General features: G+C 68.6%; 21 protein-coding genes and 2 tRNA genes. 6 read left to right on the top strand and 17 right to left on the bottom strand.

Going from position 1 to position 24,461, the window contains the following annotated elements:
• Positions 1 to 77: 77 nt before the first annotated feature.
• Complete coding sequence (gene rpmA, locus AB0O93_RS05025) at positions 78 to 335, bottom strand: 50S ribosomal protein L27 (RefSeq protein ID WP_053548268.1); 258 nt, start codon at positions 333 to 335, stop codon at positions 78 to 80.
• Between the two features lie 18 nt (positions 336 to 353).
• Positions 354 to 662, bottom strand: coding sequence for a 50S ribosomal protein L21 (gene rplU / locus AB0O93_RS05020; RefSeq protein WP_053548269.1), 309 nt, complete (start codon positions 660 to 662; stop codon positions 354 to 356).
• A gap of 217 nt (positions 663 to 879) precedes the next feature.
• On the opposite strand from rplU, the gene AB0O93_RS05015 reads away from it, so the two are divergent.
• Entirely contained in the window at positions 880 to 1,152 is a 273-nt protein-coding gene (locus AB0O93_RS05015; protein ID WP_363341144.1) for a DUF4031 domain-containing protein, read from the top strand.
• On the opposite strand, the gene AB0O93_RS05010 is transcribed toward AB0O93_RS05015, so the two are convergent.
• Positions 1,149 to 3,437 carry an Rne/Rng family ribonuclease gene (locus AB0O93_RS05010; RefSeq protein ID WP_363341142.1) on the bottom strand — a complete coding sequence of 763 codons (2,289 nt, stop codon included), beginning with the start codon at positions 3,435 to 3,437 and terminating at the stop codon, positions 1,149 to 1,151. The genes AB0O93_RS05015 and AB0O93_RS05010 overlap by 4 nt on opposite strands.
• Positions 3,438 to 3,767: 330 nt before the next feature.
• Here AB0O93_RS05010 and AB0O93_RS05005 point away from each other — a divergent pair, with 330 nt between their 5' ends.
• Positions 3,768 to 4,382, top strand: a complete 615-nt coding sequence (locus tag AB0O93_RS05005) for a vitamin K epoxide reductase family protein (protein WP_363341140.1) — start codon at positions 3,768 to 3,770, stop codon at positions 4,380 to 4,382.
• A 6-nt stretch (positions 4,383 to 4,388) separates the two neighbouring features.
• Here AB0O93_RS05005 and ndk read toward each other — a convergent pair whose 3' ends face one another.
• The 4 genes from ndk to ileS are packed head-to-tail and all read right to left on the bottom strand — an operon-like array spanning position 4,389 to position 9,949.
• Positions 4,389 to 4,805, bottom strand: coding sequence for a nucleoside-diphosphate kinase (gene ndk, locus AB0O93_RS05000; protein ID WP_363341138.1), 417 nt, complete (start codon positions 4,803 to 4,805; stop codon positions 4,389 to 4,391).
• Positions 4,802 to 5,200 carry a DUF4233 domain-containing protein gene (locus tag AB0O93_RS04995; RefSeq protein ID WP_363341136.1) on the bottom strand — a complete coding sequence of 133 codons (399 nt, stop codon included), beginning with the start codon at positions 5,198 to 5,200 and terminating at the stop codon, positions 4,802 to 4,804. Before AB0O93_RS04995 ends, ndk begins: the two co-directional genes overlap by 4 nt.
• Positions 5,201 to 5,213: 13 nt before the next feature.
• Positions 5,214 to 6,569: a Mur ligase family protein gene (locus AB0O93_RS04990; protein ID WP_363341134.1), complete on the bottom strand. Its 1,356-nt coding sequence runs from the start codon at positions 6,567 to 6,569 to the stop codon at positions 5,214 to 5,216.
• The gene (gene ileS / locus AB0O93_RS04985; protein WP_363341132.1) at positions 6,566 to 9,949 is read right to left on the bottom strand and encodes an isoleucine--tRNA ligase; all 3,384 of its coding nucleotides are present in this window, start codon (positions 9,947 to 9,949) and stop codon (positions 6,566 to 6,568) included. Before ileS ends, AB0O93_RS04990 begins: the two co-directional genes overlap by 4 nt.
• Positions 9,950 to 10,300: 351 nt before the next feature.
• Between ileS and valS the strand changes: the two genes are divergently transcribed.
• Together valS and AB0O93_RS04975 are read left to right on the top strand one after the other, a co-directional pair.
• Positions 10,301 to 12,880, top strand: a complete 2,580-nt coding sequence (gene valS / locus AB0O93_RS04980; protein WP_363341130.1) for a valine--tRNA ligase — start codon at positions 10,301 to 10,303, stop codon at positions 12,878 to 12,880.
• Position 12,881: 1 nt separating this feature from the next.
• On the top strand, positions 12,882 to 13,130 hold the full coding sequence (locus tag AB0O93_RS04975; protein ID WP_363341128.1) for a hypothetical protein: 249 nt from the start codon (positions 12,882 to 12,884) through the stop codon (positions 13,128 to 13,130).
• 8 nt (positions 13,131 to 13,138) lie between these two features.
• On the opposite strand, the gene AB0O93_RS04970 is transcribed toward AB0O93_RS04975, so the two are convergent.
• Positions 13,139 to 13,345: a hypothetical protein gene (locus AB0O93_RS04970; RefSeq protein ID WP_363341126.1), complete on the bottom strand. Its 207-nt coding sequence runs from the start codon at positions 13,343 to 13,345 to the stop codon at positions 13,139 to 13,141.
• Positions 13,342 to 13,968 carry a helix-turn-helix domain-containing protein gene (locus tag AB0O93_RS04965; protein ID WP_363341124.1) on the bottom strand — a complete coding sequence of 209 codons (627 nt, stop codon included), beginning with the start codon at positions 13,966 to 13,968 and terminating at the stop codon, positions 13,342 to 13,344. The genes AB0O93_RS04970 and AB0O93_RS04965 overlap by 4 nt, the downstream gene beginning before the upstream one ends.
• 92 nt (positions 13,969 to 14,060) lie before the next feature.
• Between AB0O93_RS04965 and AB0O93_RS04960 the strand changes: the two genes are divergently transcribed.
• A complete protein-coding gene (locus tag AB0O93_RS04960) occupies positions 14,061 to 16,115 on the top strand; it encodes a M3 family metallopeptidase (RefSeq protein WP_363341122.1) in 2,055 nt (684 codons plus the stop codon).
• 9 nt (positions 16,116 to 16,124) lie between these two features.
• On the opposite strand, the gene AB0O93_RS04955 is transcribed toward AB0O93_RS04960, so the two are convergent.
• The 6 genes from AB0O93_RS04955 to AB0O93_RS04930 form a co-directional block, all read right to left on the bottom strand.
• Complete coding sequence (locus AB0O93_RS04955; protein WP_363341120.1) at positions 16,125 to 16,682, bottom strand: dihydrofolate reductase family protein; 558 nt, start codon at positions 16,680 to 16,682, stop codon at positions 16,125 to 16,127.
• Positions 16,683 to 16,713: 31 nt separating this feature from the next.
• Positions 16,714 to 17,982, bottom strand: coding sequence for an ATP-dependent Clp protease ATP-binding subunit ClpX (gene clpX / locus AB0O93_RS04950; RefSeq protein WP_301135388.1), 1,269 nt, complete (start codon positions 17,980 to 17,982; stop codon positions 16,714 to 16,716).
• A gap of 150 nt (positions 17,983 to 18,132) precedes the next feature.
• Positions 18,133 to 18,798 carry an ATP-dependent Clp protease proteolytic subunit gene (locus AB0O93_RS04945; RefSeq protein ID WP_053548443.1) on the bottom strand — a complete coding sequence of 222 codons (666 nt, stop codon included), beginning with the start codon at positions 18,796 to 18,798 and terminating at the stop codon, positions 18,133 to 18,135.
• A 32-nt stretch (positions 18,799 to 18,830) separates the two neighbouring features.
• Complete coding sequence (locus AB0O93_RS04940; RefSeq protein WP_354000210.1) at positions 18,831 to 19,418, bottom strand: ATP-dependent Clp protease proteolytic subunit; 588 nt, start codon at positions 19,416 to 19,418, stop codon at positions 18,831 to 18,833.
• Positions 19,419 to 19,589: 171 nt separating this feature from the next.
• A complete protein-coding gene (tig, locus tag AB0O93_RS04935; protein ID WP_363341117.1) occupies positions 19,590 to 21,056 on the bottom strand; it encodes a trigger factor in 1,467 nt (488 codons plus the stop codon).
• A 219-nt stretch (positions 21,057 to 21,275) separates the two neighbouring features.
• Positions 21,276 to 21,352, bottom strand: a tRNA-Pro gene (locus AB0O93_RS04930).
• A 152-nt stretch (positions 21,353 to 21,504) separates the two neighbouring features.
• Between AB0O93_RS04930 and AB0O93_RS04925 the strand changes: the two genes are divergently transcribed.
• Positions 21,505 to 21,578: transfer RNA gene (locus AB0O93_RS04925), tRNA-Gly, on the top strand.
• A 5-nt stretch (positions 21,579 to 21,583) separates the two neighbouring features.
• Here AB0O93_RS04925 and AB0O93_RS04920 read toward each other — a convergent pair.
• The gene (locus AB0O93_RS04920; RefSeq protein WP_363341115.1) at positions 21,584 to 22,132 is read right to left on the bottom strand and encodes a gamma carbonic anhydrase family protein; all 549 of its coding nucleotides are present in this window, start codon (positions 22,130 to 22,132) and stop codon (positions 21,584 to 21,586) included.
• A gap of 9 nt (positions 22,133 to 22,141) precedes the next feature.
• Positions 22,142 to 24,286 carry an acyltransferase family protein gene (locus AB0O93_RS04915; protein ID WP_363341113.1) on the bottom strand — a complete coding sequence of 715 codons (2,145 nt, stop codon included), beginning with the start codon at positions 24,284 to 24,286 and terminating at the stop codon, positions 22,142 to 22,144.
• Positions 24,287 to 24,461: the final 175 nt, after the last annotated feature.

Here is a 24,461-nt window from a genome sequence, read left to right as displayed (position 1 = left end):
GAGCCGCTGTCTGTACGGAAAAAGCGAGGGGCGAGCCGAAGCCCGCCCCTCGCCGATGTGGTTCGTGGAACCTCGGATCACTCCGCGGCTGCGACGATGTTGACGACCTTGCGGCCGCCCTTGTTGCCGAACTCGACCGCGCCGGCCGAGAGGGCGAAAAGCGTGTCATCGCCGCCACGTCCGACGTTGGCGCCGGGGTGGAAGTGCGTGCCGCGCTGGCGGACGAGGATCTCGCCGGCGCTGACGACCTGGCCGCCGAAGCGCTTCACGCCCAGGCGCTGTGCGTTGGAGTCGCGACCGTTACGGGTAGAGCTTGCGCCCTTTTTGTGTGCCATCTCTGCGTCTCCTCGCGGTTACTTGATGCCGGTGATCTTGACGCGCGTGAGGTCCTGACGGTGCCCCTGGCGCTTCTTGTAGCCGGTCTTGTTCTTGAACTTCTGGATCACGATCTTCGGGCCGCGCTCTTCGCGGAGAACCTCGGCGGTGACGGACACCTTCGCGAGCTTGTCGGCGTCGGTCGTGACGGTGTCGCCGTCGACGAGCAGCACTGCGGGCAACTGGATCTTGTCGCCGATCGAGGCGGCCTGACGGTCGAGCACGACGATGGTGCCCACTTCGACCTTTTCCTGCCGGCCGCCGGCGCGCACAACTGCGTAAACCACTTCACACCTGTTTCGTCTTGGGAGCGCTCGGCTCCGGTTGTCTTTAGGAGACTGGGAAGTCACTGGTGCGGAAGCAAAGCTCTTTTCGACCGACGGTGAGGACGGACCGGGACGCACCAAGGGTCTAGGTTACCGGATGCCGCGCCCGGCCGCAAAAGCCGCCGCCCGCGTGTCGCGGGCGGCGGTATCTCCACATCCTGCTGGATACGATCTGGCCATGGCGATCCTGATCGATGACCCGATGTGGCCCGCGCATGATCGACTGTGGGCACACCTGGTCAGTGACACCGACCTGGAGGAGCTGCATGCATTCGCGGCACGCAACGGCATCCCCCGACGAGGCTTCGACCGGGACCACTACGACGTCCCTGCCGAGGCCCATCGTCGCCTGGTCGCCGCCGGCGCGGAACACATCGGCGGGCGCGAACTGGTGCGCCGCCTGATCGCCTCGGGTCTGAGGGTGACGGCGCGCCAGCGGCGCGGGCTTTAGCTCGACGCCCCCGTGCCGGCCGAGGGGTCGTGGACGACCGGCGTGCCCGTGAGCGCCGCTGTGGTGACACGACGACGTCCGCGTCCCTGGCCGGGCGCCTTGGGCTCCGGGAGGGCGCTCAGCACGGAGTCCAGGAGCAGGTCCTTCTCGGTCTTGGGGCCGCCGGAGTCGGACCGCTTCTTCCGTGCCTTCTTCGGGCGCTCCGCCGGGGCGTCGACGCGGGCCGCCTCGGGTTCGACGGTGTCGGTCCCGGCGGGCTCGTGGACCGCGACCTCCTCCTCCGGGTGGTGGATCGTGGACGCGGCGATCTGGGCCAGCGCCGACTTGACGCCCTCCGTGATCACGTGCGTTCCCTGCGACGACGAGGGGGCGGCGCCGTTGGAGGCGGAGCCGTTTCCTCCGCGGGAGCGGCGGTTCGACGACGTGCCGTTCGAGGGGCCCGTGCGGTGTTTGACGACGGGATCGTGATGCACGATCACGCCCCGCCCGGCGCAGACGTCACAGGCCTCGCTGAAGGTCTCCAGAAGACCCAGGCCGAGCTTCTTTCGCGTCATCTGGACGAGACCGAGCGACGTCACCTCGGCGACCTGGTGCTTCGTGCGATCGCGGCTGAGGCATTCCACCAGCCGCCGGAGGACCAGATCGCGATTCGACTCCAGGACCATGTCGATGAAGTCGACGACGATGATCCCTCCGATGTCGCGCAGGCGGAGCTGACGGACGATCTCCTCGGCGGCCTCGAGGTTGTTCTTGGTCACCGTCTCTTCGAGGTTGCCGCCGGAACCGACGAACTTGCCGGTGTTGACGTCGACGACGGTCATGGCCTCGGTGCGGTCGATGACGAGCGAGCCTCCCGAGGGAAGCCACACCTTGCGGTCCAACGCCTTCTCGATCTGCTCCGTCACGCGGAACTCGTCGAACGGGTCGCCGTTCCCCTCGTAGGCGACGACACGCCCCAGCAGATCCGGGGCGACCGACTCGAGGTACCGGCTGATGGTCTGCAGCGCCTCGTCGCCCTGGATGAGCATGCGGGTGAAGTCCTCGTTGAAGACGTCGCGCACGATCTTGACGAGCAGGTCGGGCTCGGAGTGCAGAAGCGCCGGTGCCGAGATCGACTGCACCTGGCTGCTGATGTGCTCCCACTGCGTGGTGAGGCGCTGGACATCGCGGGTGAGCTGCTCCTCGGTGGCGCCTTCGGCCGCCGTGCGGACGATGACGCCCGACGACTCCGGGAGCACCTCCTTGAGGATCTTCTTCAGTCGCGCGCGCTCCGTGTCCGGGAGCTTCCGCGAGATGCCGTTCATCGCGCCACCGGGGACGTAGACGAGGTAGCGGCCCGGCAGCGAGATCTGGCTGGTGAGGCGTGCGCCCTTGTGTCCGACGGGATCCTTGGTGACCTGGACGAGCACGCGGTCGCCGGACTTCAGAGCGAGTTCGATCCGCCGGGGCTGGTTCCCCGTTTCGACCGCGTCCCAGTCCACCTCGCCGGAGTACAGCACGGCGTTTCGCCCGCGACCGATGTCGACGAAGGCCGCCTCCATGCTGGGGAGCACGTTCTGCACGCGTCCCAGGTAGACGTTGCCGATGAGGGAGGCATCCTGGTTGCGCGCGACGTAGTGCTCGACGAGGACGTTGTCCTCGAGCACGGCGATCTGGATCCGGCCGCTCTTGGAGCGCACGATCATCTCACGGTCGACCGCCTCGCGGCGCGCGAGGAACTCCGCCTCCGTGACGACGGCGCGACGACGACCGGCTTCACGGCCGTCGCGGCGACGCTGCTTCTTTGCCTCCAGGCGCGTGGAGCCTTTGATCCGCTGCGGCTCGGTGATCACCTCGACCGGACGCTGGCGTGCGGGAGGGGAGGACACCCGGTCTTCCGACCCGTCGGCACCGCCGCGTCGACGGCTGCGACGGCGGTTGGACGAGCGTGGCTCCTCGGAGTCGGGCTCATCGTTCGGCAGGGCGGGTAACGGCGCGACGGTCGGGGCGTAGAAGTGCAGCTGTGTGCTGACGGCGGAGACGAATGTCTCCGGGAGGAGTCCGAGACTGACCGCGGTCGGCGGGCCGCTCGGCTCGGTCTCGGCCTGCTCCGCCTCGGGCTGCTCGGTCTCTGTCGGTGCGGTCTCGGGGCTGACCTCCGACGTGGTCGGTGCGACCTCGTCGGTCGCCGTAGATGTCGAGTCGGTCGCCGTAGGTGTCGAGGACGTCACATCTCCCGATGCCGCGGGTGCCTCGCTCCCCGTCTCGGAATTGTTGTCGGTTTCGTCGTATGTGCCATCGGCCATCGCTGCCGTACTCCCAGCGGGGCGACACCGCGCGTCGCCCGGCGAAATCTCGTGCGGTGCCGCACCTGCGGTGCCGCGAACTCACTCGGTCTACAACGGGATCCCGGCTGTCGCGGCGGGACCTGCCGTTGCGAAGGGCGTTCGTCGCCCTTGAAGTCTTCGGTGATGTACGTCACGGCGCGGCCGTGGTACATCGGGAGCCATTATCGCACTATCCCGTCTCGATTGCCCACACGCGGCGCAGGCGGGTCGGCAGCGCCGCGAGGGGCGCAGGGCATTCTCACGGCCCGTCCGGAGCGGACATCCGGCACGCGGTGAAATAATCCCCGAATGTCCGACACTGCGCGCTCACGTCCCACGGTCCTCGCGGTCTGGCTCATCCTGGCGGGTGCGGTCGGCTGGTGGGCGGCGTTCCAGCTCACCCTTGAGAAGCTGCACGCCCTCACGAACCCGGGCGAAGGCGCCTCCTGCGACTTCAGCGTGCTGGTCCAGTGCACCGCGAACCTCGACTCCTGGCAGGGCAGCGTGTTCGGTTTCCCCAACCCGCTGCTCGGCCTCAGCGGATGGATCGCACCGATCGTCGTCGGCGCCGCGCTTCTCGCCGGCGCGCGGTTCGCGCGCTGGTTCTGGGTCGCGTTCGCCGCCGGAATGGCGTTCGCGTTCGGATTCGTGATCTGGCTCATCGGTCAGAGCATCTTCGAGCTCAACACCCTCTGCCCTTGGTGCATGGTCACGTGGGCCGTGACCATCCCCACGTTCTACGCCGTGATCCTGCACCTGTTCGCCGGAGGCGTGATTCCGGGGTCTGCGCGCACGCGACGAACGACCCGAGGCCTCGGCGCGTGGATCCCGCTCGCCGCGATCGTCAGCTACGCCGTGATCCTGCTGCTGGCACAGGTGGAGATGGACGCCATACCCAACATCCTGCAGACCCTGTTCGGCTGATCCCGCTCAGGCGAACCAGATGCCGAGCTCCCGCGCAGCCGATTCGGGGCTGTCCGATCCGTGGACGAGGTTCTGCTGCACCTTCAGGCCCCAGTCCCGTCCGAAGTCGCCGCGGATCGTCCCGGGAGCGGCCGTGGTGGGGTCGGTGGTGCCCGCGAGCGATCGGAAGCCCTCGATGACGCGGTTTCCGGCGAGGCGGATCGCGACGGACGGGCCGGACATCATGAACTCGAGAAGCGGCTCGTAGAAGGGCTTGCCGTCATGCTCGGCGTAGTGGCGCTCGAGTCGCCCGCGATCGGGCTCGACGAGACGGATGTCGACGAGGGCGTAGCCCTTCGCCTCGATGCGGGCGAGGATCGCTCCGGTGAGGCCGCGGGCGACACCGTCGGGCTTGATGAGGACGAGGGTCTCTTCGGTGGTCATCGCTCAGTGTTCTCCTGTGTTCCGTCTTCGTCGTGGGTGGCGGCGAGCCGTGCGTTGCGTCGGTCCAGCGCGCCTCCCTTGATCGTCGCATACGCGTACATGCCGCCGAAAATGAGCGCGACGAGCGCCAGCGCCGGCACCAGGAACGCCCCCAGGGCAACGAGCACCTGCAGCGCCCACCCGAGTCCGATCCCCCACCGGTGGCGCACCAGTCGAGCGGTGACGATCATCAGTGCGGCGACGACGACACCGGCGACGATGCCCCACCATGCCGGGACCGATTCGGGAAGAGCCCTGAGCCCGAAGATCGTCAGGCCGCCGAGGAAGGCGATCACCGCCTCGAAGGACAGCACGATCGAGGCGAGCGATTCCTGCGCTCCCCGAGCCCGCCGCATCCGCGGCTCCCTCTCACGCGCCATCGGCGGCGCCCTTCCACGACTGCGCGTCGGCCAAGGCGAGCGCTTCTCCGGCCAGGACGACCGAACCCGCGACGACCACCGCGCGCCCGGCGGCGGATGCCGCCCATTCCCGTGCGGCGGTGGCGGCGTCGTCGAGATCACGATGCACAGTCACCGCGAGCCCCCTCCGCTCCACCGCGTCCGCCACGGTGTCCTCGTCGGAGGCGCGATCCGAGGACGGCGCGGTCGCGAACACGTGTGCGGCGACAGGCGCGAGGGCGTCGACGATGCCGTCCACGTCCTTGTCGTCGAGGACGCCCAGCACGACACCCCACTCCGGGAAGTCGAAGGACTGTCGCAGGGCCGCAGCCAGCGCCGCCGCTCCGTGCGGATTGTGGGCGGCGTCGATGAGGACCGTCGGGTCGATGCCGGCGAGGTGCAGTCGACCCGGGGAGGACACCTCCGCCCAGGCCTCGAGGATCGCGTCTGCCGACAGTTCTCGGCTCCCGCCGCCGATCAGGGCCTCGACGGCCGCGACGGCGAGCGCGGCATTCTGTCCCTGGTGGGCTCCGTGCAGCGGCAGGTAGAGCTCGGGGTACTCCCCCGCCAGCCCGCGCACCGTCAGAAGCTGGCCGCCGACGGCGAGCTTCTGCTCGGCGAGACCGAAGTCGCTGCCCTCGAAGGCGATGCGTGCGGGGGCCTCCGCGGCGGCGTCGCGCAGAACCGCCGCGACCTCGGGATCCTGGCGGGCCGACACCACGACGGCGTCCGGCTTGATGATGCCGGACTTCACCGACGCGATCTCGACCAGGGTTCCGCCGAGACGGTCTGTGTGGTCCAGACCCACCGGGGTGAAGACCGCCACATCGCCGTCGGCGGTGTTGGTGGAGTCCCACGCGCCACCCATTCCGACCTCGACCACGGCGACGTCCACGGGGGCGTCGGAGAAGGCGACGAAGGCGAGGGCGGTGAGCAGTTCGAAGAACGTGAGCGGGGCGTCGCCGGCCTCCGCCAGCTGCGCGTCCACGAGCGACACGAACGGTGCGATCTCGTCCCAGGCCGCCACGACGGCGGCGTCGGCGATCGGTTCTCCGTCCACCACGATGCGTTCAGTGAACCGGATGAGGTGCGGGCTGGTGAACAGACCCGTTCGCAATCCCAGGCTCCGCAGCAGGCTCTCGATGAGGCGTGCGGTCGAGGTCTTGCCGTTGGTGCCGGTGATGTGGATCACCCGATAGGTGCGCTGCGGATCGTCGAGATACTCCAGCAGACGTCGCGTACGCTCGATGCGCGGTTCGACCCACTGCTCGCCCTGGCGCGTCAGCAGTTCGGCGTAGACCTCGTCGGCACGGGCGCGTTCACTCATCGGACGTTCTCCACTCGGGTCACCGAGACGAGGAACCCGCCCCGGTTGGCGTAGGTGCCGGCCGCCACCTCGGTCGAGAAGGCCGGCGCGGAGTCGGGGCTCGGCTCGGTCGCGGTCCACGCGAGCTCGTCGCGCCCCGCGATCGACACCGAGTGCTCGACCGCGAGGGTCTCGCCCGCGATGTCGGCGGACACGAAGGCGCTCTCGACCGCGGCGCCGTCCTCGGCATCGCGGAAGACCAGCGCGAGGCGGATGCGATCGCTGACGTCGAAGCCCGCCGCCCTGCGTGTGTCCTGGATGGCGCGGATGACATCGCGGGCGAGTCCCTCCGCCTCCAGCTCGGGCGTCGTCGTGGTGTCCAGGAGCACGAAGCCTCCGCCGGGCAGGAGCGCCAGCGCCTCGCCCTCGGGCCGTCCCGTGGTCTCGAGGACGAGGTCGTACTCCGTCGGCTCGAGTCGGATCCCCCCGGCCGTGACGACACCGCCCTCCTCGGTCCACTCACCGGCCTTCGCGGCGCGGATCACCTGCTGGACGTTCTTCCCGAGACGGGGTCCGGCCGCGCGTGCGTTGACGGCGAGGCGATGGGTGATGCCGTACTCCCCCGCGGTGTCGTCGGTGAGGTCGGCGAGCCCGACGGCTTTCACGTTCAGCTCGTCGCGGATGATCGCCTCGAACTGCGCGAGTGCGGCCGCGTCCGGGAGGACGACCGTCAGTCGCGGCAGGGGCAGTCGCACCCGCTTGCCCTCCTTCTTGCGCAGGGCGTTGGCCACCCGCGAGACATCGCGGACGGCATCCATCGCACGACGGATGTCGGATGCCGGGGCGAACGCGGCGGCATCCGGCCAATCCTGGAGGTGGACGCTCCGCCCGCCCGTGAGGCCCTGCCAGATGCGCTCGGCGATCAGCGGGATGAGGGGCGCGGCGACGCGAGTGACGGTCTCGAGCACCGTGAACAGGGTGTCGAACGCGTCGCGACTGGTCGGGTCCTCCCCCACGCCTTCCCAGAACCGATCGCGGGAGCGGCGGATGTACCAGTTGGTGAGGGCCTCGGTGAAGTCGCGGAGCTTCTCGGCCGCACTGGTGGAATCGAGGGCCTCGAGGTCGGCCGCGACCGCGGTGACGAGGTCGCCGGTGAGAGCCAGGATGTACCGGTCAAGGACGTCGGTCGAGTCCGTCCGCCATGTCGCGGTGTAGCCCGAGCCGTCCGCGCCTCCCGCCGCGTTGGCGTACGTGGCGAAGAAGTACCACGCGTTCCACAGGGGCAGGAGGAACTCCCGGACACCGGCGCGGATCCCCTCCTCGGTCACGACGAGGTTGCCTCCGCGCAGGACGGAGCTCGACATCAGGAACCATCGCATGGCATCCGACCCGTCACGGTCGAAGACCTCCGACACGTCGGGGTAGTTGCGCAGCGACTTCGACATCTTCTGTCCGTCGCTGCCGAGCACGATGCCGTGGCAGCTGACACCCGTGAACGCCGGCCTGTCGAACAGCGCCACCGAGAGCACGTGCATGACGTAGAACCACCCGCGCGTCTGGCCGATGTACTCGACGATGAAGTCGGCGGGCGAATGCTCGTCGAACCAGTCGCGGTTCTCGAACGGATAGTGCACCTGCGCGTAGGGCATCGAACCCGAGTCGAACCAGACGTCGAAGACGTCCTCGATCCGGCGCATGCGCGACCGGCCCGTGGGGTCGTCGGGGTTCGGCCGCGTCAACGCGTCGATGTGAGGCCGGTGGAGATCGACCTCGCCGGCCTCGTTCCGCGGCAGGTCTCCGAAGTCGCGTTCGAGCTCCTCCAGCGACCCGTAGGCGTCGACGCGCGGATACGTCGGGTCGTCGCTCTTCCAGATCGGGATCGGCGATCCCCAGTAGCGGTTGCGGCTGATGGACCAGTCCCGCGCACCCTCGAGCCATTTGCCGAACTGCCCGTGCTTGACGTTCTCGGGAGCCCACGTGATCTGCTCGTTGACCTCCAGCAGTCGGTCCTTGATCTCGGTGACCCGGACGAACCAGCTGGACACGGCCTTGTAGATCAAGGGGTTCCGGCAGCGCCAGCAGTGGGGGTAGGAGTGCTCGTAGCTGGCTTCGCGCAGGAGGCGACCGGCGTCGCGGAGGATCCGGATGAGCGGGCGGTTGGCGTCCATCCAGAGCCGGCCCGCCACATCCTCGACGGCGGGGAGGAAACGTCCGCCGTCATCGAGGGAGAGGATCGTCGGGATGCCGGCGGCCTCGGCGACCCGTTGGTCGTCCTCACCGTACGCGGGTGCCTGGTGGACGATGCCGGTGCCGTCGGTCGTGGTGACGTAGTCGTCGACGAGGATCCGCCATGCCGAACCGGTGCCCCAGGTCTCGGCATCCGCGTAGTAGTCGAACAGGCGGTCGTACGACACGCCGTCGAGGTCTGTGCCGCGGACCGTGCGGGTGACGGCGGCCCGCGCCTCCTCGGCGGTCTCGTAGCCCAGATCCTTCGCATACCCGGCTAGCAGGTCTTCGGCGAGCAGGTACTCGTGCGCCGTCGCCTCGATCGCCTCATCGGGGTGCCCGGCGGCGTCTCGGTGGACGTCGGCGGCGCCGAGCGGTCCTCCGGGCACCACCGCGTAGACGATGTCCGGACCGACGGCCAGGGCGAGGTTGGTCGGCAGGGTCCACGGGGTCGTGGTCCAGGCGAGTGCGCGCACCGCGGTGAGCCCGAGGGCTTCGGCCTTCGCGCCGACCAGGGGGAAGGTCACCGTGACGGAGGGATCCTGGCGGGTTTTGTAGACGTCGTCGTCCATGCGCAGCTCGTGGCTGGAGAGCGGGGTCTCATCGCGCCAGCAGTACGGAAGGACCCGGTAGCCCTCGTAGGCCAGCCCTTTGTCGTACAGGCTCTTGAACGCCCAGAGCACGGACTCCATGTATCCGGTGTCCAGCGTCTTGTACCCGCGCTCGAAATCCACCCAGCGCGCCTGTCGGGTGACGTAGTCCTCCCACTCGCGCGTGTAGGCCAGCACCGAGTCGCGCGCCTTCGCGTTGAAGGTCGCGATCCCCATCTGCTCGATCTCGCTCTTCTCCGTGATGCCGAGCTGCTTCATCGCCTCGAGCTCGGCCGGAAGACCGTGGGTGTCCCAGCCGAAGACCCGGTCCACGCGCTTGCCGCGCATGGTCTGGAAGCGGGGGAAGAGGTCTTTCGCGTAGCCGGTGAGCAGATGGCCGTAGTGCGGAAGTCCGTTGGCGAACGGAGGGCCGTCGTAGAACACCCATTCCGGAGCGCCCTCGCGCGCGGCGATCGAAGCGCGGAAGGTGTCGTCGCTCCGCCAGAAGGCGAGCGTGTCGGCCTCGATCTCGGGCAGGCGCGGGCTGGGAACGACGAATTCGTCGGAATTCTGTGGGTAGGTCATCGCACTCTCGCAGCCGGTCGGACGGATCACGCCGGGACGACTCTCGCGAGCCGCGGTACCACCCTGCCTTGGCGGGAACACCCACCCACTTTCACTGCGGCTGTGACGGGCCTGACCCGTTCGGTTCTACTGGGGGCTCGCGCCCGGTTCTTCCGAAGACTCCCCGGTGATGGCCGGATCGATGTCTGTGAGGACGATTCTAGTGCGTCCGGTGCCGTCCCTGCGCGGCCGACCATTCGGCGCGGGAGGGCGGGAAGCGCGGCATGCCGACCATTGTGCTCCCGTAGAATCGGGGGCGTCCCACACTCAGGCACGCTCACACAGTGCCGCACATATCGCTCGAGGAGCACCATGGCCGAAGCGCAGATCCCCGACAAGCCCGCCCTGGAAGGCCTCGAGTCGAAATGGGACCGGACCTGGTCGGATGCCGGCACCTACCTCTTCGATCGCGCGGCCGCGGTCGCCTCTGGTCGCCACGGCGTCTATTCGATCGACACCCCGCCGCCGACGGCATCCGGCTCCCTGCACATCGGTCACGTCTTCTCCTTCACCCACACCGACCTGAAGGCGCGCTTCGAGCGGATGCGCGGCAAGACGGTGTTCTACCCCATGGGCTGGGACGACAACGGCCTGCCCACCGAACGCCGCGTGCAGAACTACTACGGGGTACGGTGCGATCCCTCGCTCCCCTACACCCCCGACTTCACCCCGCCGTTCGAGGGCGGGGACAACAAGTCCAGCCGTGCCGCGGACCAGGTGCCGATCAGCCGCCGGAACTTCATCGAGCTGTGCGAGCGGCTCACCGTCGAGGATGAGAAGACCTTCGAGGACCTCTTCCGTCAGCTGGGGTTGTCGGTCGACTGGACGCAGACCTACCGGACCATCTCCGACGACACGATCCGCACGAGCCAGCTCGCGTTCCTGCGCAACCTCGAGCGCGGCGAGGCCTACCAGGCCCTCGCACCGACGCTGTGGGACATCGACTTCCGCTCCGCCATCGCGCAGGCCGAGCTGGAAGACCGCGATCAGCAGGCCTCGTATCACCGCATCGCGTTCGCCAAGAGTGACGGGTCGGGCGACATCGAGATCGAGACCACTCGTCCGGAGCTGCTCCCGGCGTGCGTCGCGCTCGTGGCCAACCCCGAGGACGAACGGTACGCCCCGTACTTCGGGACCACCGTGCGCACCCCGCTGTTCGACGTCGAGGTGCCGGTGCTCGCCCACCCGCTGGCCCAGATCGACAAGGGCTCGGGCATCGCGATGATCTGCACGTTCGGCGACGTCACCGACATCATCTGGTGGCGGGAGCTCGATCTTCCCAACCGCACCATCCTCGGGGCTGACGGTCGCGTGGTCGCCGACGCACCCGACGCGATCGTCTCCGAGACGGGCCTGGCGGCGTACGGCGAACTCGCCGGCAAGACGGTGTTCAGCGCGAAGAAGCGGATCGTGGAGCTCCTGCAGGACAGCGGCGAGCTGCGCGCCGTGTCCGCGCCGTTCTCGCACCCGGTGAAGTTCTTCGAGAAGGGCGACCGTCCCCTCGAGATCGTCTCCACCCGTCAGTGGTACCTCCGCAACGGGGCGCGCGACGCGGAGCTGCGCGAGAAGCTCATCGCCCTCGGCGCGGGGATGTCCTGGCACCCGGACTTCATGCGCGTGCGGTACGAGAACTGGACCAACGGTCTGACCGGTGACTGGCTGGTGTCCCGCCAGCGGTTCTTCGGCGTGCCGATCCCGGTCTGGTACGCCCTCGACGACGCCGGCGAGCGCGACTACGCGAGGGTGATCGTCCCGGATGTCGCGGATCTCCCGATCGACCCGACGATCGACGTGCCGTCCGGATACTCCGCGGATCAGCGCGGCGTGCCCGGCGGGTTCGACGCGGAACGGGACATCTTCGACACCTGGGCGACATCGTCTCTCACCCCGCAGCTGGCCGGGGGATGGGAGCGCGACCCTGAGCTGTGGGAGACCGTGGCCCCCTTCGATCTCCGCCCGCAGGGTCAGGACATCATCCGGACCTGGCTGTTCTCGACGATGCTCCGAAGCGCCCTGGAAGACGGTCGTGCTCCCTGGTCGGATGCCGCGATCTCGGGGTTCATCGTGGATCCGGACCGCAAGAAGATGTCGAAGTCGAAGGGCAACGTCGTCACACCGGCCGACATCCTGGACCAGCACGGAACGGATGCCGTGCGCTACTGGGCGGCGTCCAGCCGGCTCGGCGCGGATGCGGCCTTCGATCCGCAGAACCCGACGCAGGTGAAGATCGGTCGCCGGCTCGCCATCAAGGTCCTGAACGCGGCGAAGTTCGTCCTGTCGTTCCCGTCGGACGAAGAGGGAACCGCGACCGAGCCGATCGACGTCTCGATGCTCGCGACGCTGGACGGCGTGGTACGCGAGGCGACCCGTGCGTTCGAGGCGTACGATCACGCGCGGGCGCTGGAGGTCACGGAGGCGTTCTTCTGGACGTTCTGCGACGACTACCTCGAGGTCGTGAAGGAGCGGGCGTACGACGCCGGCCACCCTGGACAGGCGTCGGCGGTCGCCGCGCTGCGCACCGCACTCTCGACGCTTCTGCGTCTGTTCGCGCCGGTCCTGGCGTTCGCGGCGGAGGAAGCCTGGTCCTGGTTCAACGAAGGCTCCGTGCACCGTGCGGCCTGGCCGGTGGAGTCCGGCGTCGCCGGTGACCCCGCGGTGCTCTCCGCCGTCGGGGAGGCACTCGTCGGCATCCGTCGTGCGAAGACCGAGGCGAAGGCCTCGCAGAAGACCCCGGTTCGGCGGGCGGTCATCGCGGGCGCACCGGCTGCGCTGCGGGCCCTCGCTTCTGCAGAAGGCGACCTCAAGGCCGTCGGACGCATCGAGGAGATCGAGTTCATCGAGGGCGAGACGACCGCCGTGGTCGGCATCGAGCTCGCTCAGACGGAGGTGTGAGATGCAGGTCGGTACGCGCTGGACATCCGGAGACGAACCGCCCCGGGCGGTGCCGGCGGCATTGCGCGACGGCATCCGGGGGGTCGACGCGCTCCTGCCCGTCGATGACCTCGGTCAGCCTCGGCCGCGCTGGACGCTGACCTGGCTCGAGGGGCGTCCGATCGCGGAACTCGACACCGGAGTCATCGTCGAACTGGACGACGACGGCACCGCGGTCGTGCGGCACGACGACGAGGACGACTTCGCCTGAGCGACTGCTCAGCGCGGGAGGAGCCCGAGCGAGCCGGATGCCCGGGCGGCTGCCCGGACCTCGGCGTACGCCGCTTCGGCGGCCTCGCGCGCGCCGTCGCGGTCGCGATGTGCGCGACGTGCGACGTAGGCCTCCAGCCGTCGGGCCAGGTCGAGGAGCGCCCGGTCCGGCAGCGAGAGGCCGGGGACGCGGTGCGGTGCGGTGAGGGTGGTCATACGTCGCCTCCGAGGTCGGGGAGCGGGAAGATGTCCGCGCGGATGGTCACCGGACGCACATCGTCGCCGGTCTGATCGCGGTACGTGTCCACGGCGTCGTCGATGAGCGCCATGATGCGTCCGCGCAGGAGCGCGGTCTGGGCCGGCGTCATGCGGGTCGTGGCGGTGGAGACGAGTGCGGCATCCCGCCACGTCTCATCCTCGTCATCGATACCGCTGGTGAGGAAGTCCGCGAGTTGCTGATTCCGGTTGCGCATCACCTCGTGCGTGACGAGTTGCACGGCCGCTCGACCCGCGGGTGTGCCGGCTGCTTCGACAGGCCCCAACGTGACGCCCCCGGGTGGGCGTTCCCACCATCGCTCCCGAACGGTGCCGCGGTCCGGGATCTCACGGATGAGGTCGTGCTTGGCGAGGGCCCTCAGGTGGTAGCTCATGGAACCGCTGGACTCCCCCAGCCGCACGGCGAGCGACGACGAGGTCTGCGGGCCGTACTGGCTCAGGATGTCGTACATCCGAACCCGCAGGGGGTGAGCAAGGGCCCGCAGGGCGCTGGTGTCCAGCACGCGGTCCTGCTCGTGGCGCGCAGCACTCCGGGCTGCATCGTCGTGATCCGAGATGTCCATGCGTCGAGCGTAACGGTGCAAACAAAAGGTTGCAACACTGTGTTTGCAAACGGGTCTTGGTGATTGCCCTCCGGCGACCTAGGGTGGAGCGCATGGTGTCGACCGAGAACCCCCTCCTCCATCCCTCCCCCCACCCGTACGGGATGCCCGACTACCCTGCCATCGAGCCGGAGCATTATCTGCCGGCGTTCCGTGCCGCGTTCGCGCAGCATCGCGCCGAAATCGACGCCATCACCCGGGTGCGGTCGATGCCGACGTTCGAGAACACGATGATCCCGCTGGAGCGCAGCGGACGGCTCCTGGGGGATGTCGCACGCGCCTTCTACACGGTCTCCTCGGCCGATGCGACTCCCGCAATCCAGGACGTGGAGGCGGAACTCGCGCCCCTGATGTCCGCTCACCAGGATGCGATTCAGCTCGACGCGGCTCTCTACGGTCGGATCTCCACGCTGCACGCGGGCCTGGATGACATGGGCCTCGACCCAGAGCAGCGCTATCTCGTCAAGCGCCACTACCGGGAGATGACGCACGCCGGTGCGTCGCTGGATGCCGCGGAGAAGGAGGCGTTGACCGAGCTCAACGCGCGCCTGTCGACGCTCAGCAACACCTTCGAGAAGAACCTCCTCGCCGACACGAACGACCTCGCGGTCGTCTTCGACTCGGCAGAGCAGCTGGACGGCCTCACGGACGGCGAGCTGTCCGCCGCATCACGTGCCGCCGAGGAACGGGGGCTCTCCGGTGCGTTCGTGGTGACGCTCACCCTCTTCACCGGGCATCCGTACCTGTCCTCCTTGACGGACCGGGAGAGCCGGCGTCGCATCATGGAGGCCTCTCGCGTCCGAGGGCGCCGCGACAACGCCTGGGACAACCGTCCCGTCGTTCTGGAGATCGCCCGCCTTCGCGCGCGACGGGCCGAGCTGCTCGGATACGCCTCGCACGCGGCGTACATCACCGCGGATGAGACCGCCGGCTCGCCGGAGGCCGTTCACGCCCGCCTCCGCGAGCTCGCCGGACCGGCCGCGCGGAACGCCCGCAAGGAGGCTCTTGCACTCCAGGCGATCATCGACGCGGAGGCCGCCCCCTTCCGCCTGGCCGCCCATGATTGGGCGTTCTACGCGGAGCGCGTCCGCGCGGCGACCTACGACCTCGACCGCACGGCTCTGCGGCCGTGGTTCGAGGCCGAACGCGTCCTCAGAGACGGCGTGTTCTTCGCCGCGACGCAGCTGTACGGCGTGACCTTCACCGAGAGAACGGACATCCCCGCGTACCACCCGGATGTGCGCGTCTTCGAAGTCTTCAACGAGGACGGTTCGGCTCTCGGTCTCTTCGTGCTCGACCTCTACACACGGGACACCAAGCGCGGAGGCGCATGGATGAACTCGATCGTCGATCAGTCGCGCCTCCGCGGAACCGCACCGGTGGTGGTGAACAACCTCAACGTCGTCCGACCGGGCGACGGCCGGCCGACGCTCCTCAGCTTCGACGAGGTCACGACGCTCTTCCACGAGTTCGGGCACGCGCTCCACGGGCTGTTCGCGACCGTGACGTACCCTCATTTCGCCGGGACGAACGTCTTCTGCGACTTCGTGGAGTTTCCCAGTCAGGTCAACGAGATGTGGATCTCGTGGCCGGAGGTCTTGGCTTCGTACGCGAAGCGCGTCGACACGGGCGAGGCGCTTGCGGCGGACGTCGTCGAGCGCCTTGCGGCGAGCGAACAATTCAACCAGGGTTTCGCGACCAGCGAGTACCTCGCGGCGTCCTGGCTGGACCAGGCGTGGCACTCCCTGTCGGCCGGGCAGGCGGAGGAGATCGACGACGTCGAGGCGTTCGAAGCCGCCGCCTTGGCGGAGATCGGGCTCGAGGATCCCGCGGTTCCCACCCGATACTCCTCGACGTACTTCGCCCATGTCTTCTCCGGCGGCTACAGCGCGGGGTACTACTCCTACATCTGGAGCGAGGTCCTCGACGCGGACACCGTGGAATGGTTTCGAGAGAACGGCGGCCTGACGCGCCCGAACGGCGATCGATTCCGGGAACGGTTGCTGGGTGTCGGGGGATCGAAGGATCCGCTCGAGGCCTACCGCGACTTCCGAGGACGGGATGCCGAGATCGCTCCGCTCCTCGAGCGTCGCGGCTTGACGGGCTGACGGGAGGCGTCAGGACGCCGGTGCGACCCTGAAGCGCACCCGCGCGAAGGCGCCGACCGCCCGCGCCTCGATGAGCGCAAGGCGGTCGGCGCCGACCCGCCGCGGGAAGACAGCGGCGCCGGATGCGAGGGCGGCGGGTGCGATCGACACGGCGATCTCGTCGAGGGCGTCGGCATCGTAGAACTGCCCCGCGAGATCGCCACCGCCGACGATCCAGATGTCCCCGTCCCCCGCGGCGGCGCGGATCGCGGGCAGGACGTCGCGTACCGTGCCGGAGACGAAGCGCACGTCGGCACCCTCCGGAGCGTCGAGATCCCGGGTGGTGAACACGAACACCGACGTGTTGCCGAACTCGGCGAGCCAGGACTGCGGGTCGTTCCGCGCACCGGTGTGCTCGAGGACCCACGTATAGGTCGTCGAGCCCATCACCAACACGGCTGCGTCGGGAATCAGGCTCGGATCGGGTTCCTCGCCCCCCGGCACGGCGAAGAGCCAGTCGAGGGAGTGAGCGTCATCGGCGATATAGCCGGTGAACGTGCTGGCGGTGTCGTAACGGATCGTGCCCATACCGGCACGGTAACCCCGACGTCCGACAGTGTCAGGCGCTCTTGCGCTTCTCGCGGAGGACGAAGGTGGGTGCCGCGCCTTCCTCGACGGAAGCGCGAGTGACCACGACCTTGTCGACGTCATCGGTCGAGGGGATCTCGAACATGATCGGGCCGAGCACGTCCTCGAGGATCGCCCGCAGACCACGCGCGCCGGTCTTCCGTGCGACGGCGAGTTCCGCGATGGCCTCGAGGGCACCGGTGTCGAACTCCAAGGTCACATCGTCGAGTTCGAACATCCGCTGGTACTGCTTCACCAGGGCGTTCTTCGGTTCCGTGAGGATCTCCATCAGTGCCTCGCGGTCAAGGGGCGAGACGGAAGCGACGACAGGAAGGCGACCGATGAACTCCGGGATGAGCCCGAACTTGTGCAGATCCTCGGGCAGCACCTCGCTGAAGAGGTCGAGGTCATCGCCCTTGCTGTGCAGAGGAGCACCGAACCCGACGCCGTGCTTCCCCACGCGGGAGGAGATGATCTCCTCGAGCCCCGCGAAGGCTCCGGCGACGATGAAGAGCACGTTGGTCGTGTCGATCTGGATGAACTCCTGGTGGGGGTGCTTGCGGCCGCCCTGCGGAGGCACCGAGGCGACCGTGCCCTCGAGGATCTTCAGAAGGGCCTGCTGCACGCCCTCCCCCGACACGTCACGCGTGATCGACGGGTTCTCCGCTTTGCGCGCGATCTTGTCCACCTCGTCGATGTAGATGATCCCCGTCTCGGCGCGCTTGGTGTCGAAGTCCGCCGCCTGCAGGAGCTTGAGGAGGATGTTCTCCACGTCCTCGCCGACGTAGCCGGCTTCGGTCAGCGCGGTCGCGTCCGCCACGGCGAACGGGACGTTCAGCCGCTTCGCGAGTGTCTGCGCGAGGTAGGTCTTGCCGCACCCGGTCGGGCCGAGCAGCAGGATGTTGCTCTTGGCGATCTCGATCTCGTCGGCGCGCTGTTCGGCCGACTGGATCGTGCCGCGCGCCCGGACGCGCTTGTAGTGGTTGTAGACGGCCACCGACAGCGCACGCTTCGCATCGCGCTGCCCGATGACATACTCCTCGAGGAAGGAGAAGATTTCGCGAGGCTTCGGCAGATCGAAATCCGCGACCTCGCCGTCCGACGACTCCGCCATGCGCTCTTCGATGATCTCGTTGCACAGCTCGACGCACTCGTCGCAGATGTAGACGCCGGGACCGGCGATCAGCTGCTGCACCTGCTTCTGGCTCTTGCCGCAGAAGGAGCATTTGAAGAGGTCGGCGCTCTCACCGATGCGTGCCATCAGGCTCCTCCAGTCGTATCCGGTCAGATCCGGGCGATGCTCCGAGCCTAACCTGTGGCGGCGACACGCGACGGGATTTGCGTCGGACGATGTCGTGATGCCGAAGACGACGGCGGCCCGGTCCGAGGACCGGGCCGCCGTCGAGGTCGGTCAGGAGGTCAGCGCCGCGGTGGTCCGCTTGCGCGTCGTCAGAACCTGATCGACGATGCCGTATTCGAGTGCCTCGCTCGCGGAGAGGATCTTGTCGCGGTCGATGTCCTTGTTGATCTTCGCGACATCCTTGCCGGTGTGGCGGGCCATCGTCTCCTCGAGCCACGTGCGCATGCGGAGGATCTCCTGCGCCTGGATCTCGATGTCGGACGCCTGACCGTGGCCGGCCTCCCCCATCGCGGGCTGATGCATCAGGATGCGGGCGTTCGGAAGCGCCAGACGCTTGCCCGGCGCGCCGGCCGCGAGCAGCACGGAAGCGGCGGAGGCCGCTTGTCCGAGGACGACCGTGGAGATCTGCGGTGAGACGTACTGCATCGTGTCGTAGATCGCCGTCATCGCGGTGAACGAGCCACCGGGCGAGTTGATGTACATGACGATGTCGCGTTCGGGGTCCTGCGACTCCAGGACGAGCAGCTGCGCCATGACGTCATCCGCCGAGGCGTCGTCGACCTGGACACCGAGGAAGATCACGCGATCTTCGAACAGCTTGTTGTAGGGGTCCTGGCGCTTGTACCCGTAGGCGGTGCGCTCTTCGAACTGGGGAAGGATGTAGCGGCTGTGGGGCAGGGCGATTCCCTGCGGGATGCCGGCGGTGGGCGTGTTCATGTGCGTGTAGGTTCCTTTCGCCTTCGCATCCGTCACTTGGCGTCGGTTCCGCCGCCACCGGCCACGTCGGCGGCGTGCTCGCGGATGTGGTCCACGAAGCCGTACTCCAACGCTTCGGTCGCGGTGAACCAGCGATCGCGGTCGCCGTCCTCGTTGATCTGCTCGACGGACTTCCCCGTCTGGGCCGCCGTGATCTGGGCGAGGGTGTTCTTCATCGACACGATCAGCTGCGCCTGCGTCTGGATGTCGCTGGAGGTCCCGCCGAATCCGCCGTGCGGCTGGTGGAGGAGCACGCGGGCGTTCGGGGTGATGTACCGCTTGCCCTTGGTGCCGCTGGTCAGCAGCAGCTGGCCCATCGAGGCGGCCATGCCGATCCCGACGGTCACGATGTCGTTCGGGACGAACTGCATCGTGTCGTAGATGGCCATGCCGGCGGTGATGGAGCCGCCCGGGGAGTTGATGTAGAGGTAGATGTCCCGCTCGGGGTCCTCGGCGGCGAGGAGAAGGATCTTCGCGCAGATCTCATTCGCGTTCTCGTCGCGCACCTCCGAACCGAGCCAGATGATGCGGTCCTTCAGCAGTCTGTCGAAGACGCTCGTTGCCATAAGGGGTTCGGGCATGTGTGCTCCTCTTCCGGTGATCTGGAACGAATCTACCGGCGCGGTTCGAGGGCGGATGCCGTGTTCGCCGCGGGCGGATCGGGCGTGTCCGTGCCGCCCGCGGACGCACCGGTCGAGGTCGCGGAACGCCGAAGGGGCGGATGCCGCGGCACCCGCCCCTTCGAACTGTGATCACTTGCTGTCGGCGGCCTTCTTCTTCGCCGGTGCCTTCTTGGCTGCGGCCTTCTTCGCCGGTGCCTTCTTGGCCGGAGCCTCCTCGGCGGCGGCTTCCTCGGCCTCGACGACGGCGTCGGCGTCGGCCGCGGCGTCCGCGATCTCCTCCGCCTCTTCGACGACGTCCTCCTCGGCCTCCGCGTCGTCCTCGACGGCGACGAACCCGGTGAGGTCGACGGTCTTGCCGTTCGTGTCGACCACGGTCACTTTGCCGAGGGCGACGGCGAGGGCCTTGTTCCGGGCCACCTCGCCGACCATGGCGGGCAGCTGGTTGCCCTGCTGGAGCGCGTTGACGAACTCCTGCGGCGCCATTCCGTACTGGGCGGCGGACTGCACGAGGTACTGGGTGAGCTCCTCCTGCGACACCTGGACCTGGAACGTCTCGGCGACCTTGTCCAGGAGCATCTGCGTCTTGAACTGCTTCTCGCTGGCCTCGGTCACCTCGGCGCGGTGCTCGTCGTCCTCCAGGCGGTTCTCGCCCTCGAGGTGGTTGTGCACCTCGTCCTCGATGAGCTGCGGCGGAACCGGGATCTCGACGTTGGCGAGGAGGTGCTCGATGAGCTTGTCACGCGCGGCGGAGCCCTGCGTGAAGACCGACTGCTGGCTGACGCGCTCGACCAGGCTCTCGCGGAGCTCGGCGATCGTGTCGAACTCGCTGGCGATCTGGGCGAAGTCGTCGTCCGCCTCGGGCAGCTCGCGCTCCTTGACGGCCTTCACCGATACGGAGACCTCGGCCTCCTCGCCGGCGTGGTCGCCGCCGACGAGCTTCGAGCGGAACGTGGTGTCCTCGCCCGCGGTGAGGGAGTCGATGGCCTCGTCGATGCCCTCAAGCAGCTCGCCGGACCCCAATTCGTAGGACACGCCCTCGGCGCGGTCGATCTCGTTGCCGTCGATCGTCGCGACCAGGTCGAGCTCGACGAAGTCGCCCTTCGCGGCCGGGCGGTCCACGGTCACGAGGGTCCCGAAGCGGGCGCGCAGGCGGTCCAGCTCCTCCTCGACGGCGGCCTCGTCCACCTCGACGGCGTCGACCTCGAGGGTGGTCCCCTCGAGTGCGGGCAGCTCGAAGTCCGGCCGCACGTCGACCTCGACCTCGACGGCCAGGTCGCCGGAGAAGTCCTTGTCGCTCGGCCACTCGGTGACCTCGGCGCTCGGGCGCCCGAGGACTCGCAGCTCGTTGGCCGTCACGGCCTCGCGGTAGAACCCGTCGAGTCCTTCGCTCACCGCGTGCTCCAGGACCGCCGTGCGGCCGATGCGCTGGTCGATGATCGGCGCGGGCACCTTGCCCTTGCGGAAGCCGGGGATCTGCACGTCCTGCGCGATGTGCTCGTACGCGTGGGTGATGCTCGGACGGAGCTCGTCCGGGGTGACCGTGATGTGCAGCTTGACCCGGGTGGGGCTCAGCTTCTCGACGGTGCTGTTGACCATGCCTGTTCGTTCTCCTCGTATCGGACCGCGCGCGTGCGCGGCGTGGGAAGGTCTGTTCGCGGGATCTGCGGGGCCGGGAGGGGCGACAGGATCGGAGCCTGCGGCCTCTGGGGCTCGCGCGGAACTCCATGCCGGAGCGAGGAGCGCGACGAGGGCCGCCCGCAAGTCTATCCGATGCGGCCGAATCGGCCCGTGTCGACCGGATCGATGCCGGCATCGTGGTCGGGGCGACAGGATTTGAACCTGCGGCCTCCCGCTCCCAAAGCGGGCGCTCTACCAAGCTGAGCTACGCCCCGGCGGATCCGCACGTTCGCGTGCGCCTGATGACCCCGTGCAGTCTAGCCGACCGCCGCCCGGCGCCCGGCGGTTCGGAGTCGCGCGCACGGTGACGTAGACTGTGGGAGGTCGCGGGCCCCATCCGAGAACCCCGACCGATAACTCAAAATGCGGGGCTGTAGCTTAGTGGTAAAGCCTCTGTCTTCCAAACAGATGATGCGAGTTCGATTCTCGTCAGCCCCTCCACCTTCTCATCGACCGACATCGGCGCTCAGCGCCTCGACGTGATCGGCGACATGCCGCCGGTAGTTCCGCGCGTTCCGCAGGATCCCGGCGCGCTCCTCCTCGGTGAGGTCCCGGCGCACTTTCGCCGGGACACCGGCGACGAGCGATCCGGGCGGGACGACGGTTCCCTCGAGCACGACGGCGCCGGCCGCGACCAGACTCCCGCGACCGACCTTCGCGCCCGAGAGGATGACGCTGCCCATCCCGATGAGGCAGGCATCGTCGATCGTGCAGCCGTGGACGACGGCGTTGTGTCCCACGGAGACGTCCGCGCCGATGACCACGGGATGACCGGGATCGACGTGAACGGAGACGTTGTCCTGCAGGTTCGAGCCCGCACCGACCGTGATGGTGTCGCCGTCCGCGCGGAGGACGGCGTTGAACCAGACGCTCGCTCCCTCGGCCAGCTCCACTCCCCCGATCACGCGGGCGCCGTCCGCGAGGAAGGCCGTCGGATGGAGCGCGGGTTCGCGGCCGGAGACGGCGCGGACGGTGGCATCGGGGGCGATCGTCATGACCGAACCCTACGGTGCGCGAGCGCGGAGCGCCTCCTCGATCGCCGCCGCGTACTGCGGGGCCAGCGAATCGGCGAAGGTGACCGTGAGGTGATCCTGGTCGCGGTAGATGTTCGCACCGCCCACGACCGGCCAGCACACCTCGTCATCGCAGAACGCGTCCGTGGCGTCGATGAGGGTGACTCCGTCGAGACCCTCCGCGGCGTCCCTCAGCGGGTCCTCCGCGACGAGGACGTCGGCGCGGGCTCCGTCGCATTCGGCGACGTCGCGCGTCCGCAGGCACTTGTTCGGATCCGTCGGCCACACCGGGTTGTCCACCACGGTGATCACCGGCACGTCACGCGCGAGCATCCGCCCCCAGGCTTCGCGATATCCCGCGACCGCGGCGTCCTGCGCCGTCGGGTAGCCGGCGGAGGAGTAGGGCGTGGTCGCGAGGGCCGCGGTGAACACCGCATCGAGATCGGCATCCGCCATCGCCGACTCCACGCCTGCGCGCCACTCGGTGCATGCGGCTCCGAACGCCCCGGGCGTCGACAGCGGGGTGTCGTTCCACGGACATGCACCCTTGAACCAGGTCGTGAGATGCCAGCCGCGCTCGTCCGCCAGGCGCTGGAAGGTCGGGAGGAGCTGGTACGCGTGGGAATCCCCCACCAGGGCGATCCGCGGGGCATCCGCTGCGTCCGCGCCGAACTCGCACGACAACGGACGCGCATCGTTGAGTTGCACGAAGCACTGCGCGTCTTCCGGGCGATCGACACCGGCGAAGCCGGGCGCCGGCAGGATCCGGGCACCGAAGTCCGCCTCCGCGCATCCGGGGTCGAGGGCTGCGGCGGCTCCGAAGCACTCCGGCGGATCGGCGCGGAGCTGCTCGATCGCCTGGATGCCATCGCGATAGGCCGGTGCATTGACCGCCCACGCTCCGCCGGCCGTCGCGGCGACGAGGACCATCGCGACGAGCGACGCCCAGAGGGTGACGCGAGGCGGACGCGACGTCAGGACCTTCCAGCTCCGAACGGGGTCCTCCACGAAGCGCTTGGTCAGCCACGCGAGGACGAAGCAGAGCGCGAGGAGCGCCAGACGGTGCCAGATCGTCAGGCCCCAGAACGGGACGGAGGGCGCGATGACGATGAGCGGCCAGTGCCAGAGATACAGCGAGTAGGAGATGTCGCCGACGAACTGCGCGGGCCGGACGGACAGCACACGGGTCGGATACCACCAGCGCTCGGTGCGGGACGCCGCGATCACGGCGCCGGCGGCGAGCGTCGGGATCGCCGCCATGTAGCCGGGGAACGGCGTCTGGGCGTCGAATCGGAAGGTGACCACGGCGAGGGTGAGGATCCCCGCCCACCCGAGCACGAAGCTCGCCGTCGCGTTCCGGATGCGCAGGAGGGGCGCCAGCGCGATCAACGCGCCGACGCCGAACTGCCACATCCGACCGAAGGTGACGAAGTAGGCCGGAGCGGGATCGGTGAGCGTCAGCCAGACGTTGAAGGCGAACGAGACCAGCGTGACGACCCCGATCGCCACGAGCACGGCACGGCGCCGTGCGCCGCGGAACCAGCGGACTCCGATCCATGCGGCGAGGAGGAGCAGGAGCGGCCAGACGAGATAGAACTGCTCCTCCAGCGACAGCGTCCAGTAGTGCTGGACGGTCGTCGGGTCGCCGGCGTTGTTGAGGTAGTCCGCGGATGTGAGCGCCAGATACCAGTTCTGGACGTAGAACGTGGACGCGATGATCTCGCGGACTTCGGCGGGCAGTGCCGAGGTCGGCGTGAGGTAGGCGGACCCGGCGACCAAGGCGCACACGAGGAGTACCAGAAGCGAGGCGGGAAGGAGGCGCCGTGCCCGTCTCGCCCAGAACTGACCGAGCCGCACGGTCCCGGTCGCGGTGAGCTCGCGCATGAGGTGCGCCGTGATGAGGAAGCCGGAGATGACGAAGAAGACGTCCACACCGACGTAGCCTCCGGGGAAGCGGCCCGGCCAGAAGTGGTAGAGCACGACGCAGAGCACGGCGATGGCACGCAGCCCCTGCACGTGCGGGAGGAAGCCGGTGGGTTCGGCGTGTTCGGGAGAACGACCCTTCGGCTCCCGGGTGACGACACCGGCGGGAGCGTTGAGATTCTGGGGTCCGAATCGATGGTCGGCGGAAGGCACGAGACGACGCTAACCCGTCGGACGGCGCACCGTGCGCTGCGCCCCGCCGTCGAGGGCGGTGCACGGCATTCGTCGGTAAGCATTGGCTTGGCTTGCTTGCGGAATGTCCGGCGCTGAGTAGCGTTTTCCTCCTGAGGCCCCGTCGAGCACGCGGGCCATCGAGATGGAGGCGAAC

Source organism: Microbacterium sp. NPDC077184, assembly GCF_040687055.1.
GTDB lineage: Bacteria > Actinomycetota > Actinomycetes > Actinomycetales > Microbacteriaceae > Microbacterium.
Note: the sequence above shows the minus strand (reverse complement) of the source record. Positions and strands in the feature narration are given on the sequence as shown.